Origin of the sequence: Marinobacter sp. KMM 10035 (genome assembly GCF_046537445.1) — a bacterium.
Taxonomy (GTDB): Bacteria; Pseudomonadota; Gammaproteobacteria; order Pseudomonadales; family Oleiphilaceae; genus Marinobacter; species Marinobacter sediminicola.
Genome location: NZ_JBBVMG010000001.1, coordinates 861397 through 875788 on the forward strand (window position 1 = coordinate 861397; position 14392 = coordinate 875788).

The 14392-nt window shown below is 55.4% G+C and carries 12 protein-coding genes; 5 read left to right on the plus strand and 7 right to left on the minus strand.

Annotated features, from left to right (window positions below):
* Positions 1-20 precede the first annotated feature (20 nt).
* Complete coding sequence (gene thiI / locus AADB16_RS03760) at positions 21-1475, plus strand: tRNA uracil 4-sulfurtransferase ThiI (protein ID WP_410801471.1); 1455 nt, start codon at positions 21-23, stop codon at positions 1473-1475.
* A gap of 4 nt (positions 1476-1479) precedes the next feature.
* On the opposite strand, the gene AADB16_RS03765 is transcribed toward thiI, so the two are convergent.
* Complete coding sequence (locus AADB16_RS03765; RefSeq protein WP_309044624.1) at positions 1480-2493, minus strand: histone deacetylase family protein; 1014 nt, start codon at positions 2491-2493, stop codon at positions 1480-1482.
* 224 nt (positions 2494-2717) lie between these two features.
* Between AADB16_RS03765 and AADB16_RS03770 the strand changes: the two genes are divergently transcribed.
* Positions 2718-4172, plus strand: a complete 1455-nt coding sequence (locus AADB16_RS03770; RefSeq protein WP_410801473.1) for an NAD-dependent succinate-semialdehyde dehydrogenase — start codon at positions 2718-2720, stop codon at positions 4170-4172.
* A 68-nt stretch (positions 4173-4240) separates the two neighbouring features.
* Here the strand turns inward: AADB16_RS03770 and AADB16_RS03775 are convergent, their stop codons facing one another.
* From AADB16_RS03775 to AADB16_RS03785, 3 genes are read right to left on the minus strand one after another with little or no spacing between them, the layout of a single operon-like run.
* On the minus strand, positions 4241-4654 hold the full coding sequence (locus AADB16_RS03775; protein ID WP_410801475.1) for a phosphate ABC transporter substrate-binding protein: 414 nt from the start codon (positions 4652-4654) through the stop codon (positions 4241-4243).
* 11 nt (positions 4655-4665) lie between these two features.
* Positions 4666-5874 carry a hypothetical protein gene (locus AADB16_RS03780; RefSeq protein WP_410801477.1) on the minus strand — a complete coding sequence of 403 codons (1209 nt, stop codon included), beginning with the start codon at positions 5872-5874 and terminating at the stop codon, positions 4666-4668.
* A gap of 33 nt (positions 5875-5907) precedes the next feature.
* Entirely contained in the window at positions 5908-7521 is a 1614-nt protein-coding gene (locus tag AADB16_RS03785; protein WP_410801479.1) for a methyl-accepting chemotaxis protein, read from the minus strand.
* Between the two features lie 238 nt (positions 7522-7759).
* Here AADB16_RS03785 and uvrD point away from each other — a divergent pair, with 238 nt between their 5' ends.
* The gene (gene uvrD, locus AADB16_RS03790; RefSeq protein WP_410801481.1) at positions 7760-9925 is read left to right on the plus strand and encodes a DNA helicase II; all 2166 of its coding nucleotides are present in this window, start codon (positions 7760-7762) and stop codon (positions 9923-9925) included.
* 164 nt (positions 9926-10089) lie between these two features.
* Here uvrD and AADB16_RS03795 read toward each other — a convergent pair whose 3' ends face one another.
* From AADB16_RS03795 to arsH, 3 genes are all read right to left on the minus strand, one after another.
* Complete coding sequence (locus AADB16_RS03795; RefSeq protein WP_298452194.1) at positions 10090-10887, minus strand: undecaprenyl-diphosphate phosphatase; 798 nt, start codon at positions 10885-10887, stop codon at positions 10090-10092.
* A gap of 154 nt (positions 10888-11041) precedes the next feature.
* Positions 11042-12106, minus strand: coding sequence for an ACR3 family arsenite efflux transporter (gene arsB, locus AADB16_RS03800; protein ID WP_410801483.1), 1065 nt, complete (start codon positions 12104-12106; stop codon positions 11042-11044).
* A gap of 9 nt (positions 12107-12115) precedes the next feature.
* A complete protein-coding gene (arsH, locus tag AADB16_RS03805; protein WP_410801485.1) occupies positions 12116-12832 on the minus strand; it encodes an arsenical resistance protein ArsH in 717 nt (238 codons plus the stop codon).
* Positions 12833-12952: 120 nt separating this feature from the next.
* Here arsH and AADB16_RS03810 point away from each other — a divergent pair, with 120 nt between their 5' ends.
* Together AADB16_RS03810 and AADB16_RS03815 are read left to right on the plus strand one after the other, a co-directional pair.
* Complete coding sequence (locus AADB16_RS03810; protein WP_309044632.1) at positions 12953-13342, plus strand: ArsR/SmtB family transcription factor; 390 nt, start codon at positions 12953-12955, stop codon at positions 13340-13342.
* Between the two features lie 45 nt (positions 13343-13387).
* Positions 13388-14392 carry an ArsJ-associated glyceraldehyde-3-phosphate dehydrogenase gene (locus AADB16_RS03815; protein ID WP_410801487.1) on the plus strand — a complete coding sequence of 335 codons (1005 nt, stop codon included), beginning with the start codon at positions 13388-13390 and terminating at the stop codon, positions 14390-14392.

Consider the following 14392-nt stretch of genomic DNA (forward strand, 5'->3'; position numbering starts at 1 on the left):
ATTCGACAAAACGCCCATTTATGAAACTTCTTATCCGTCCTGCCTCTGAGATTGCTATCAAGAGCAAGCCTGTTCGTCGTCGCCAGATGCGTCAGCTGCGCCAGAACATCCGTAGAATTCTGACCCGGCTTGATGAGAGTATTTTAGTTGAAGGCAGCTGGGACCGAGTGGATGTTGATGTGCCCGATGGCCGAGGTCTGGAGGGTGTGGCTGTGGATGAGCTCATGCGCATCCCTGGTATTTCCACCATTCAGGAAATAGCCGCCTTCCCGCTTGTCAGCCTTGAGGACATTGCCGAAAAAGCAGTGGCAGCTTTTGCTGGCCGCCTCGACGGAAAAACGTTTGCGGTACGGGCGCGCCGCCATGGAAAGCATGATTTCCGCTCAATGGATCTCCAGCGCTTTGTGGGCAGCGAGCTGTATCTTTCTGCTTCCGGTGCCAGTGTGGATTTGCGTTCACCCGAGGTGGAGGTGCGCATCGAGGTGCGGGATGACGAATTCCACATTGCCAATCGCAAGCACCGTGGCCTGGGGGGGTATCCGCTGGGCAGTGTCGAGAATGTGTTGACGCTGGTCTCGGGCGGTTACGATTCATCGGTCGCCGCGTACCTGATGTTGCGCAGGGGTATGCGTAGTCACTTTTTGTTTTTCAATCTTGGTGGCATAGCTCACGAAGTGGGTGTGCGCCAAGTGGTTCACTATGTGTGGAGCCGTTACGGAGCTTCCCATGGGGCCAAGTTTATCTCCGTGCCTTTTGATGGCGTGGTGGAAGAAATCATGAAGTCGGTTAGTCACCGGCATTGGGGCGTGGTGCTCAAGCGGCAAATGTTGAAGGCCGCGAGTGAGCTTGCGCGCAGCAATAACGCCGCTGGGCTGGTGACGGGCGATGCGGTAGCCCAGGTATCGAGCCAGACTTTGACCAACCTGAATGTTGTTGACCGGGCCAGCGACGAAGTGGTTTTGCGTCCATTGATTGCGATGGACAAGGAAGCCATCATAAAGCTCGCGCGGGAAATTGGCACTGAGGCCTACGCGCGCAACATGCCTGAGTATTGTGGTGTTATCTCCCAGAAGCCGACTACCCGGGCCCGCTTGTACCGGGTCGAGGCCGATGAGGCCGAGATGGATCCGCTGGTTCTGGCGCAAGCTATTGAAGCCCGTGAAGAAACACTGGTAAGTGATTTGCTGGATACCACCACCACACCCGAAGATGTGGAGCTGGTAAAGACGCCCGCAGTAAGCGACGTGATAATTGATGTGCGCCATCCGTCTGAGGGGGAGCAGTCTCCTTTAATGCTCACCGGCAACGAGATTATGAAGATCCCGTTTTACGAGTTGAACCGCAGGATCCCTGAGCTTCCCATTAACCGCCAGTACCTGCTTTATTGTGACCGCGGCGCAATGAGCCGGATGCATGCGGTGCACCTGAAAGCAGAAGGGCACGAAAACGTTAAAGTTTACGCGCCCGCCTCATAGAGTTTCAGCAGCCCATACCTTTGAAGAACTGTTGTACGTTCTCGCTCAGGCTATCCAGATCATAGCCGCCTTCCTGCACGACCAGTGTAGGGAGGCCGAGCTGGTTCATATGTGTGCCGAGCCTGCAAAACCCTTCCGACGTTACTGACACTTTGGCCTGCGGATCATCTTTATAGATGTCAAAGCCGAGCGTCAGAATCAGTGCGTCTGGCTGGAACAGCTTGATAGCCGCCGCAGCCTCCTCGACTTTTACGAAAAAATCTTCCTCTGATGAACCGTGGGGCATGGGCAGGTTGATATTGTAACCGTAACCCTCGCCTTCGCCACGCTCATTCTCGAAACCAGATACCACCGGGTAAAAGTTAGTTGGGTCGCCGTGAATGGAGATGTAGAGCACATCATTGCGCTCGTAAAAGATTTCCTGAATGCCCTGGCCGTGGTGCATGTCGGGATCCAGAATAACCAGGCGAGGGAACCGGGATTTCATGTGCTCAGCGGCAATGGCGGCATTATTGAGGTAGCAGAAACCACCCGCGGAATCCTTGCGGGCATGGTGCCCGGGCGGGCGGCACACGGCGTAAGAGGTGCGATCCCCCGCCATCAGCGCGTCGGCTGCGGCCAGAGCAGTCTGAGCCGACCAGTAGGCCGCTTCCCAAGTGTGCTCTCCAATGGGGCTGCTGCCGTCGGCCTGATACCGTGCCGCTTCGGCAAGAATGCCTGTCAGGTGGTTCGGGGAGCGAACGAAGATGTTAGACATGACTTCCTCCCCCCAGTCGTCCATTTTCTTCCAGCGACGATGAGCAGATTCCAGAAAGCGCAGATACCCCAGGTCGTGCACCTTGGCAATCGGCCGGGCGCCCTGATCAGAAGGCTGTAATACCGGTATGCCTGCCGCTTTCAAACCCTCCAGCATTTGGTGGGTGCGATCCGGCACCTCCTGAGGCTGACGCATCTGACCCCGGGTGAAGTAGGATTGGGGGGCATGCTTGTCTTGAGCTGGATGGAAAAACGCTTTCATTATCCGACCTCCTGGTTTCCGGTGCTGCAGCGGCATGACTCAGTTGCTGTGAATGCAGACACTGTGAGTATAGGCACTTGGGAGTATAGGCACAGATTGGGAATGGTCAAAAGCCGAGCTGTCGACTTTACAGGTAGTGATTCAGCATCCAAGATGAAGGTCGGATTCAATTCATATAACCGTGCACCTTTGTGGGTGTCGTTACTGACTGAGCAGGAGCCGAAATGATCGAGTCACCAATGCTGGGAAAGATGACTGGCTACATCGGCGGTCGCTGGACTGACAATGAACAGGGCAACACCTTTGATGTATACAACCCGGCAACGGGCAAGGTGATTGCGCAGGTTGCTTCCATGCCTGAAAGTGAGGTGAAGGCGGCGATCGAAGCGGGCATGTCTGCACTGCAACTGACCAGCCCCTACAGCATCGACACCCGCAGGAAATGGCTGGAAGAGATCCGCGATGCGCTCAGGGTGAACAAGGAAGAGGTTGGGCGGATTCTGTGCCTGGAGCACGGTAAGCCGCTGAACGAGGCCCAGGGTGAAGTAGATTACGCCGCGGGTTTTTTTGACTACTGCTCCAAAAACATTCAAGCGTTGGATGCCCACGAACTCCCGGGGAAACCCCGTGACTGCACCTGGACAGTCCATTACCGCCCTGTTGGCGTTACCGCACTCATCACGCCCTGGAACTTTCCCATTGGCATGATTGCCAAGAAGCTCTCGGCTGCCCTGGCGGCAGGTTGCCCTTCCGTGATCAAGCCGGCGAGCGAAACACCGCTGACCATGATTGCGCTGTTCGATTTGATCGACAAGCATGTGAACCTGCCTGATGGCATGGTGAACCTGGTGATGGGCAAGGCCAGTGTGATTGGCAAGGTTCTATGCGAGAGCCCGGATGTGCCCATGTTGAGCTTTACCGGGTCCACAGAAGTGGGTCGTAAGTTGGTTGTGGATACCGCTGACCAAATTAAAAAGCTGGCTTTGGAGTTGGGTGGTAACGCGCCGTTTATCGTGTTCGACGATGCGGATCTGGACGCAGCTGCAGACAACCTGATTGCCAACAAATTCCGTGGTAGCGGGCAGACCTGTGTGTGCGCAAACCGAATCTTTGTTCACGAAAAGGTAATGGATGCCTTTGGTGAGAAGCTTGCGCAGCGCGTGAACAAGATGACGGTAGGCGATGGCATTGGAGGCGATGTTGATCTTGGCCCACTGATTAACAAAGCCGGCTTCGACAAGGTGAAGCGCCATCTGGAAGACGCCCTGAACAAAGGCGCCTCACTGGTTGCAGGCAAACAGCCCGGCGATCTGGGCGAGGGCCACCTGTTCTTCCCGGCCACGGTGATTTCTGGCGTAACGCCGGAGATGTGCTGCTCCCGGGAAGAGACCTTTGGGCCTTTGGTGCCTATAGCGAGCTTCCGCTCCGAGGACGAGGTGATCGCGGCAGGTAACGACACGGAATTTGGCCTGGCTTCCTATGTGTTCACAGCGGATGCAGAGCGTGCGCAGCGGGTTGCTGCCGGGCTGCGGTTTGGCCATGTGGGTTGGAATACCGGCACAGGGCCGACGCCTGAGGCACCTTTTGGTGGCATGAAAGCGTCAGGAACCGGGCGCGAAGGTGGGCTTGAAGGGTTGTTCGAGTTTGTTGAAGCGCAAACGGTGCCCAGAGGCTTCTGATCTGAAGGCTGAGGTTTAAACAAAGAAGGCGAGCCCGTGGGCTCGCCTTCTTTGTTTCTGACAGCTGTTTAAGGCGTAAGGATAACCTTCACAGAGCTATCTACGTCGGCTTCATCAATGTAGCCGATGCTGCCGGGTGTTGATGAGACCTGGGCTTTCATTGCCGCAGCGCTGCCCACTTCTGCGGGTGGCTGGCCGCGGCCAGTGAATACCTGTTTTGACCAGAAGGCTTTGAGCTGGGCATCGTTGCGCCCGGTTACCTTGTCGTGGAACTGGGCGCGAACCGGATCGCCTCCGGTCATTTCAAACGGGGTCGCTTTCTGTCCGTCGGGCAGTTGGTTGCTACGGTTGAGGTACAGATCACGGACCTGGTTTTCGGTGATGCTGTCCGGGCCAGCACTATGACCAATTACGACGACGTCGGCCATAGCAAGGGGGCTGACCAGCAAGCTGGCCGCAAATATCAGGCTAAGCTTTTTCATGGGTGCCTCCGTTAAAATGCCGAGTCAAGTTTAATGGTGTAGACGTTGGTGCTGTTAGTATCGTTCGAGAGCATATACTGGGTATTCAGATTGGCATAACCTTTATCAAGCCCACGAACGTGCGTTATGTCTGCCTTGATCGCAACCCCGGGGGTGATGTCCCAACGTGTGCCGACACTGTAATCCGTACGCTGATAGTTGAGGATTGATTCAGGAACCACAACACCCTGGCTCGGAATATTGATGAAGAGACCTTTGCGCTCGTCTTCATCCTTGCTTTCTGTCCAGCCAGTGGCGATGTAGGGCGTCCAGCTGCCAAAACGATGGCCAATCGACAGATACGCAGAATCGGTATCAGCGAACTTGCCGTCTAATTCTACTCGAGTGACTTCCGAGATGATCTGCCAGCTGCCGTCATCATAGCTTGCGCCAATGCCATAGAAGTTACCTCGTTCACCGTCGGCCAACACGCTGTTAACGGTGATGGTTGGTGGGACAAGCGCTTTTAAGCGGGTTGCATCAATATCTGCTTCAGCTGTCGCTGCAACAGCACGCAAAGTCCAGACATAATCAGTCCATGTCAGGTTTACACCCCCGATATTGCGAAGCTGAACTTCCCCGGTTGTGCCATCCTCATCAGTAAATCCGGTGAAAGCGTTTACTGTAAGAGATGAGTCATCAAAATTGAAGTTATATGTCGCATCAGCACCCACATAACTGGTGATTGCGATAGGGCCGTAAACGCTTTGTGGCGGGCGAGCCCAAGGCTGAGAGTAACCGACTTCCAATGAATCGGAGTACATAAAGAACGGAATGCGCATTTTACCTGCTCGCAACTGCAGATTGTTGGTGGGGCGATGGCTTAGATAGGCCCACTCTATTTGCGGCTCCCAGTCATCAGCGCCACGGCCAACGAGCTGTAGCACTGCCTGGCTCTTTTCAGTCACGTCAAAGGTGCCCTGCAGAGCTATCAAGCTGAGATCGTTCACGCTGGTCGTTTCCGTTATGCCAGCGTAACCGGCATCGTTGCTTGCGCGTGCTACGCCGGTGCTGAAGAAGCCGTTAAAACGAACACTGTCATTATTAGCCGAGTTAACCTGTTGCTGCATAGCGTTGAGCTGCTGTTGCATGCGGGCCAATGTGTCTTCTGTGCTTTGGGCAGAAGCGGAACCGGCCGCAACAGCGAGCGCCAGTGGTGCGAGTTGTAGCAATTTCTTCATAGGGGCTTTAATCCGTACATTATCGAGGTTAATTTACACGCGGAACTGGCTGGCAACGGTTTGCAGGCCGTTGCTGACGCTCTGGATATCGCGACTCACGTTATCCAGCTCATCGGTGCTTTCCATGACTGCCTCGGCATTCCGGTGCATGTCCGTCATGTAAGTGGTTACTTCATTAAATGTGGTGCTTTGTTCGTAGGTCGCGGCCGCAATCTGTTCGTTCAGTTCGCTTATCTGCTGCACGTTTTGCAGAATGCGGGACAGGATCTCGCCGGATTCAGTGGTCGCTTCCACGCCTTCATGGGCCTTGTTCACACTGGCTTTCATGGAGGTGACCGCGGAAGACGAAAGCTTGGAAAGTTCGGAAATTACGCCCTGAATCTCTTCCGTTGCTTTATGGGTGCGCACGGCAAGCCCGCGCACTTCATCAGCCACAACTGCGAAACCGCGGCCATGTTCGCCCGCGCGGGCGGCTTCAATGGCAGCGTTCAAAGCCAGCAGGTTGGTTTGTTCTGCAACGGTTTGAATAGTGTCCAGAAGGCCGCCAACCCGGGCGGAGAACTCATCAAACTGGTTCACCAGGCCCGCAGTTTTTTCAATGTCGCCGACCAGCTCGCGGATGGTCGCGACGTTATTCTGCACTTTCTCCTGGCCCGATTGGGCGAAGCGCGCAGCGTCCTGGGTTTGATCCGATGCACTTGAAGCAAAACCGGCAACTTCCTCAACACTTTTTACCAGCTCATCAACCGAGTTTCGGGTGGATGAAATGGCCTGGGCCTGGCTGCTGATGCGCTCAAGGTTTGCTCGGCTGGCATTGGTCAGATGGCCTGTGGCGGTGTTCAGTCCGTTCACGTCATCGCTGATAGTGGCAAACGATTTATGCAGCTTGGCAACGAACAGGTTGAATTGGTTCACTAGCTCCCGAAGCTCATCCCGGCCTTCGTAGTTCAGGCGCCGGGTCAGGTCACCTTCGCCGGAAGCCATGTTCTTCAGGGAGTCGATAATCTGGGTAAGGCTGGCGGATATGGAGCGGCCGATCACCAGGCTGATTGCAATCAGCACAACAACCGTAGAGACCAGGATAATCAGTGCCAGAGTCTGGGCGTTGCTTGAGGCTTCGGCGGTTTCCGAAATAGCGCTCTGGAACCGCGCCCGATTGTTTTCAAGCATGGTGTTCAGGCCGGCCTGTAGCTGCTCCAGGCGCGCTGCGTTGCGGGCCGCGTCGTCACCAATGCGAGTGAAGTCGGCGGTGCCGTCAATAATGGAGGTGGCAAGGCGCGACGCGTTGTCGTAGTAATTGTCGAGGTCTCGGCTCAGCTTTTGGATGTTGCTGGCTTGGGCGGGGCTCAGTTCCGCAATTTTTTCCAGGTTGGTCGCAATGGTGTCTCGATACGCCTGGGTTGCTTCCAGTTGCTGGTCGTCCCCCGTGGTAACTGCACCACTGATTTGTTGCTCCATCAACTTCAACTGGCCTTCGTTGATGGTGGTCAGCTCCAGCGTTGGATAAAGGCGATCTTTTACCTCGCTCAGGCGCTCAGAGTTGGAGCGTTCTGTTATAAATGCGAAGCCCTGACTGATCACGAATGCGAGGATGGCAATGCTGACCAGTAAGCCAAGTTTTTGTGAGATTTTAAGTGATGACAGCATAGTCTTTTCCTGACGGAACAACCCAGTGTGGCGGCACGATCATATAGGTTGCTATGGGTAGACGAAATGGTGATTGTGTTTCGTACTGTTATCTTCTGTTGTCGGCTGATTTTGCAGTAACTTTATAGTGAGGCGAGTCTAAACGATAAACCATCGAGCGGGAGCGGGGCAGGCTCGGCTTTGACTTGTTATAATCTTTTATCTGAATTCCCCATTCTCCGGACTATAGTGATTTTCCATGGATGTCTCCCACATTATCGATTCCCTGAATGATGCCCAGCGTGAGGCGGTTACGGCACAAAATGACCACCTGTTGGTGCTAGCCGGTGCCGGCAGTGGCAAAACCCGGGTGTTGGTGCACAGGATTGCGTGGTTGATGCAGGTGGATCGGGTTCCGCCTACGGGGATTCTGGCGGTGACCTTTACCAACAAGGCCGCCAAAGAGATGCGTTATCGCATTGAAGAGATGATGAACATTCCATCACGGGGGCTTTGGTTTGGTACCTTCCACGGTATCGCCCATCGTTTGCTAAGAGCGCACTCGAAGGATGCCGGGCTGCCGGAGAACTTTCAGGTGCTGGACAGCGATGATCAGCTGCGCATGGTCAAGCGGGTGATGCGGGAGGCCCAGATTGATGAGAGCCAGTTCCCGCCCAAGCAGGCTCAATGGTTTATCAGCAGCCAGAAAGACGAAGGGTTGCGGGCCGATCATATTCAGGAAAACCCGGGGGATCACTTCACTTCCACTATGGTGAAGGTGTACCGCCGATACGAAGAACTTTGCCAACAGAGTGGGCTGGTGGATTTTGGCGAGTTGCTGCTGCGTTCCCACGAACTCTGGCTGCACCGGCCGGAATTGCTGGCCCATTACCAACAGCGGTTTCAGCATATTCTGGTGGACGAGTTTCAGGACACCAACACAATTCAGTACGCCTGGCTGCAGGTTCTTGCGGGTAATCGTGTACCACTGACTGTGGTGGGCGATGACGACCAGTCCATTTACGGCTGGCGTGGCGCCAAAATAGAGAATATCCAGCAGTACCAACGGGATTTTCCGAACTCCCGGCTGGTGCGCCTGGAACAGAACTACCGCTCTACACAGCTGATTCTGAAAGCTGCTAATGCCGTAATTGCCAACAACCAGGGCAGGCTCGGTAAAGAGCTTTGGACAGATGGCGTGGAAGGTGAGCCCATCAGTCTGTACGCAGCATTCAACGAGCAGGACGAAGCCAACTATATCGCCGACAGCATCTCCAGCTGGGTCAATGAAGGCAACCTGCGTAGCGAATCCGCCATCTTGTACCGCTCCAACGCCCAATCCCGGGTGCTGGAAGAGTCCTTGATGCGCCAGGGCATCCCTTACCGGGTGTACGGCGGCCTGCGCTTTTACGACCGCCAGGAAATCCGCAACGCCTTGGCTTACTTGCGCTTGGTGCACTACCGGCGGGACGATGCAGCCTTCGAGCGAGTGGTGAACTTGCCCACCCGTGGCATAGGCGCAAAAAGCCTGGCGGAGCTGCGTGAATATGCAAGCAACCTGAGCATATCTCTATGGGAGTCGGCCGAGCGATTGCTGGCGGCCGGGCAGGTGAAAGGTCGTGCCAAAACCGGGCTGCAGGCGTTCCTCGATATTATAGAAGAGCTGTCTGCGATGGCTGAAGGCGCGTCGCTTCATGGGCTTATGAAGCAGACCATCGAAGCCAGCGGCCTGAAGGACTACCACGCCAGTGAAAAAGGCGAGAAGGCTCAGGCGCGGGTGGAGAACCTGGAAGAGCTGGTTAACGCCCTTGCAGATTTTGATGTGGAAGAGGGTGTGGACCCGCTCTCGGAGTTTATTGCTCAGGCAGCTCTGGATGCTGGCGAATCTCAGGCGGAAGATCACGAAGACAGTGTGCAGCTCATGACTTTGCACTCTGCAAAAGGCTTGGAATTCCCGTTGGTATTCCTTGCCGGTGTTGAAGAGGGTTTGTTCCCTCACAGCATGTCTCTGGAAGAGCCGGGGCGCATGGAGGAAGAGCGGCGGCTGGCCTATGTAGGCATCACCCGGGCCATGAAAAAGTTGGTGATTACCTACGCCGAATCCCGCCGTTTGTACGGTCAGGAGAAGTTCAACGCGCTTTCCCGATTCGTTCGGGAGATTCCCGGCGATTGCCTGCAGGAGGTGCGCCTACGTAATACGGTAACCCGCCCGGCCATGATGGATCGCCCTAACGAAGGCCTGTTCAGCCAGGACTCTGCCCAGCAGACCGGTTTCAGCCTGGGGCAGCGTGTTCGGCACCCCAAGTTCGGCGAAGGTGTTGTGATGAATGCTGAAGGCACCGGGCACCACACAAGGGTGCAGGTGAATTTTGATGAAGGTGCCAAGTGGTTGGTGCTGGCTTATGCGCCGTTGGAGGCCTGCTAGGCTTTGGTGTTTGCAGATAGCGGGCTGCGCCTCCCAAAAAACGCTCCTTCGGCACATCCATGTGGCGCTTGGGCTCCGCCATCCATGGCTCCGCACATTTTTGGGAGGCGCAGCCCGCTATCTGCTTCGGACACGGTGCTGGCCTCAGCAAGACCTCACAGTGCCTACATCAACACCGCGTAAATAACCCCAGCCAGAATGACTCTGTAGATAACATAAGGCCACATGCCCACCTTGTTCAGCCATTTCAGGAAGAAGTGGATAGCGGTAATGGCAATAACGAAGGATGTAACGCCCCCTACCAGAAATGCACTCCAGTCCACGGCAATATCCGAAGTCGCTACTTCCAGAAGCTTAACTGCAGATGCCAGAGCGGTAATGGGAATGGCCAGCAGGAACGAGAAGCGGGAGGCGGTTTCCCGGCTCATGCCCAGGAACAAACCAGCAGTTATGGTAATTCCAGAACGAGAAGTGCCCGGTACAAGGGCGATGGCCTGTGCGATACCTACCAGTAAAGCGTCTTTCCAGTTCAGAGAGTCTATCGAACGTTGGCGCTTTGGCATCCAGTCCGCAACGCCCAGCAGCAGACCGAAGAACAGGGTGGTGGCAAAGATGATTTCTACCGCACGCAGTTCGTTATCGATAATGTCCAGTAACGCCAATCCTGCAAGACCAGCCGGGATTGTGCCAATCACCATATATAACGCCAGAGCGCCCTGGCCGACTACGCGGCGCCGGCCTATGGACATGAGGCCGTCCCGCGCGATGCTGAACACGTCCGTGCGGAAGTAAATCACCACCGCCAGCAAGGTGCCCACATGAACCGCAAGGTCGAACGCAACGCCCTGATCCACCCAGTCAAAAAATGCGGGTACAAGGATCAGGTGGGCTGAGCTGGAAATAGGCAGAAATTCGGTCAGTCCCTGCATAAGGCCAAGGAAAAAAGCCTGGAGAAAATCCATTCTGTTGGTTCCGTTCGGGTCAGAGGTTTGCGGTTCAATGGTAAGAAAGATGGGCGGGATATTAGCAGGGTGGTGGTTAGCTGAACAGGTCGTGAGCCCCGGCACTGTGCTTTGTAAGCTAGCCCCGGCCAGTCACCGGGGGTCTGCGCGGGGGTCAAGCCGGGAATTTATCCCGGGTATTGTTGGCGATACGCACCAGAACCAGCATCAAAGGCACTTCCACCAGCACGCCAACCACTGTGGCCAATGCTGCCCCGGATTGCAGGCCAAACAGCGCAATGGCTGCGGCTACTGCCAGTTCAAAGAAATTACTGGCACCGATCATGGCGCCGGGTGCGGCGATGCAGTGGCGAACCTTCCACAGTCTGGCCCAGCCGTAGGCGATGAAGAAAATTAGCACCGTCTGGATGATCAGTGGTACGGCAATCAGCGCAATGTGCAGCGGGTTTTCCAGAATGACCTCGCCCTGAAAGGCGAACAGCAACACCAGAGTGACAATCAGCGCTGCGGGCGTAATAGGCCCCAGCCGCTTCATGAATACCTCGTCGTACCACTGCTCGCCACGGCGGGCGATCAATGTGCGGCGGGTGAGATAGCCGGCAGCCAGCGGGATCACGATGTACAGCACAACCGACAGAATCACTGTATCCCAGGGCACCTGAATGTCGGAAATGCCCAGCAGGAAAACCACAATAGGTGCGAAGGCAAACAGCATAATGATGTCGTTCAGGGATACCTGCACCAGTGTGTAGGCCGCATCGCCTTTGGTCAGGTAACTCCAGACGAACACCATGGCAGTGCAAGGTGCCGCACCCAGCAAAATGGCGCCCGCCAGGTATTCACTCGCCAATTGCGGAGCAATCCAGGGCTCGAACACCACCATCAGGAAGAACCAGGCAATGGCGAACATGGTGAAGGGTTTGATCAGCCAGTTCACGATGGTGGTAATCGCCAGTCCTTTAGGCTCCTTTCTTACACCAACAATCGCACCGAAATCGATCTGCGCCATCATTGGAAAGATCATTGCCCAGATCAGTATGGCGATAGGGATAGACACCTGGGCGTATTCGAAGCGGGACAGGGCTTCGGGTATTCCAGGCGCAAGCTGGCCCAAGGCTACGCCGGCAATAATTGCCAGAGCAACCCAGACCGACAGGTAGCGGCCGAACAGGTCCATGCCTTCTGAGGCAGTGCTTGCGGCTTCTGTATTTTGGCTCATGACTACCCCTCAGATGGACCGTTGGTTAACACGTTTTGATAACTCTTCAGCGCTTTCCTTGCGCTCGGAATAGCGGTTGGTCAGGTAGTCGCTGCGGTCGCGAGTCAGCAGGGTGAACTTCACCAGTTCTTCCATCACATCCACGATGCGATCGTAGTAGGAGGACGGCTTCATGCGGTCGTTGTCATCGAACTCCATAAAGGCTTTGGCTACGGACGACTGGTTAGGAATAGTCACCATTCGCATCCACCGGCCAAGCACCCGCAACTGATTCACCACATTGAACGACTGGGAGCCACCGCACACCTGCATCACCGCAAGGGTCTTGCCCTGAGTGGGACGAACGGCGCCCATAGACAGCGGAATCCAGTCGATCTGGGTTTTCATGATGCCGGTCATGGCGCCGTGGCGCTCCGGGGAGCACCACACCATGCCTTCAGCCCATTGCGCCAGCTCTCGCAGCTCCTGAACTTTGGGGTGCGAGTCATCTTCGGCATCGGCCAAAGGCAGGCCGCAAGGGTTAAAGATGCGGGTTTCCGCGCCCATGGCTTCCAGTAAACGGGCGGACTCTTCCACCACGAGCCGGCTGAATGAACGGTCTCGCAGAGAACCATAGAGCAGCAAGATGCGAGGTGCATGGTTTGAAGGCGCCGCTCCAAATACTTGCTCTGCAGTCGGTGGCTGGAACAGCTCAGAATCGATGTTGGGAGGTACGGTCGGCTTCATGGTGTAATTTATAATCTCGCTATCCGGGTGTCTTTACTTTGTCATCTTCGATAATTAGTATCGCAAAAAAAGCATATACGGAAAACCGAATATGCCAAAAATTCAGGATTGGAAAGCTTCATGAATAGAGACGTTGTTCCACATCAGGAAACTGCGCTGACGCACCAAGACTTCAGCCCGGTCACCGTATTCAAGGCCCTGAGCGACGAGTTGCGGCTGGCTGCTTTATTGCTTATTCGGGGGCAGAAAGAGTTGTGTGTGTGCGAACTGACGGAAGCCTTTGATGTGTCCCAGCCGAAGGTTAGTCGCCACCTTGCCGCATTACGGGAGGCCGGGCTGGTAGAAACAGAGCGTCGTGGGCAATGGATTTACTATTCAGTGAACCCACAGTTGCCGGACTGGGTAGCACGGGTTCTGGATGAAACGGCGGAAAATAATAAAGCCTTGATCGAAACGCCTATGGCGAAGTTGCAGGCAATGGCCGAGCGCCCGGCACCGCAGTGCCCCTGAACATTCATTGGATACATCACCTGCGAAACTCGCAAGGAGAACACCATGAGTAAAATCAAAGTAGGCATCAACGGGTTTGGCCGTATTGGTCGCTTGGCGTTAAGGGTCGCCTGGGAGTGGCCTGAACTGGAATTTGTGGCGATTAATGACCCGGGCGCAGACGCGCACACTTTGGCTCATCTGCTGAACTTCGACAGTATCCATGGCCGCTGGAGCCGTGAGGCAGCTGCTGATGGCGATGACATGGCGATTGATGGCCAGCGCATCCGTGTCACACGCAATAAAGCCATTGCGGATACCGACTGGTCTGGCTGCGACCTGGTGATTGAAGCCAGCGGTGCGCACAAAACAGTGGCAGCGCTGCAGGGCTATCTCGATCAAGGCGTAAAACGGGTGGTGGTCACCGCGCCGGTGAAAGAAGCGGGCGCGAAGAACATTGTACTGGGTGTGAATGAAGACATTTTTGACCCGGCCAAGGATCGAATTGTAACCGCGGCATCGTGCACCACTAATTGTTTGGCGCCAGTGGTTAAGGTGATTCATGAGAAACTGGGTATCAAACACGGCTCCATTACCACCATCCACAGCTTGACCAACACCCAGACAATCATTGATGCGCCCCACAAAGACCTGCGGCGGGCGCGGGCTTGCGGCAGCTCGCTGATTCCCACAAGCACTGGATCTGCCACGGCAATTATCGAAATATTCCCGGAACTGAAAGGGCGTTTGGATGGCCACGCAGTGCGTATTCCCCTCACCAACGCGTCCCTGACGGATTGTGTGTTTGAGGTGGAAACGCCTACAGATCGCGATGCGGTAAACCGGCTGCTCAAAGAAGCCTCAGAGGGGGAGTTGAAGGGGATTCTCGGGTACGAAGAACGCCCGCTGGTGTCTATCGATTACAAAACAGACCCGCGCTCATCCATTGTCGATGCCTTGTCCACGCTGGTGATCAACGGCACTCAGGTAAAAATCTACGCCTGGTATGACAACGAGTGGGGTTATGCCAATCGCACCGCGGAACTGGCGCGCAAGGTAGGCTTGGCTTGA

Coding starts and splice junctions, on each gene's coding strand:
- thiI (WP_410801471.1), top strand. CDS start 21: ATGAAACTTCTTATCCGTCCTGCCTCTGAGATTGCTATCAAGAGCAAG.
- AADB16_RS03765 (WP_309044624.1), bottom strand. CDS start 2,493: ATGAAAGCGTTTTTCCATCCAGCTCAAGACAAGCATGCCCCCCAATCC.
- AADB16_RS03770 (WP_410801473.1), top strand. CDS start 2,718: ATGATCGAGTCACCAATGCTGGGAAAGATGACTGGCTACATCGGCGGT.
- AADB16_RS03775 (WP_410801475.1), bottom strand. CDS start 4,654: ATGAAAAAGCTTAGCCTGATATTTGCGGCCAGCTTGCTGGTCAGCCCC.
- AADB16_RS03780 (WP_410801477.1), bottom strand. CDS start 5,874: ATGAAGAAATTGCTACAACTCGCACCACTGGCGCTCGCTGTTGCGGCC.
- AADB16_RS03785 (WP_410801479.1), bottom strand. CDS start 7,521: ATGCTGTCATCACTTAAAATCTCACAAAAACTTGGCTTACTGGTCAGC.
- uvrD (WP_410801481.1), top strand. CDS start 7,760: ATGGATGTCTCCCACATTATCGATTCCCTGAATGATGCCCAGCGTGAG.
- AADB16_RS03795 (WP_298452194.1), bottom strand. CDS start 10,887: ATGGATTTTCTCCAGGCTTTTTTCCTTGGCCTTATGCAGGGACTGACC.
- arsB (WP_410801483.1), bottom strand. CDS start 12,106: ATGAGCCAAAATACAGAAGCCGCAAGCACTGCCTCAGAAGGCATGGAC.
- arsH (WP_410801485.1), bottom strand. CDS start 12,832: ATGAAGCCGACCGTACCTCCCAACATCGATTCTGAGCTGTTCCAGCCA.
- AADB16_RS03810 (WP_309044632.1), top strand. CDS start 12,953: ATGAATAGAGACGTTGTTCCACATCAGGAAACTGCGCTGACGCACCAA.
- AADB16_RS03815 (WP_410801487.1), top strand. CDS start 13,388: ATGAGTAAAATCAAAGTAGGCATCAACGGGTTTGGCCGTATTGGTCGC.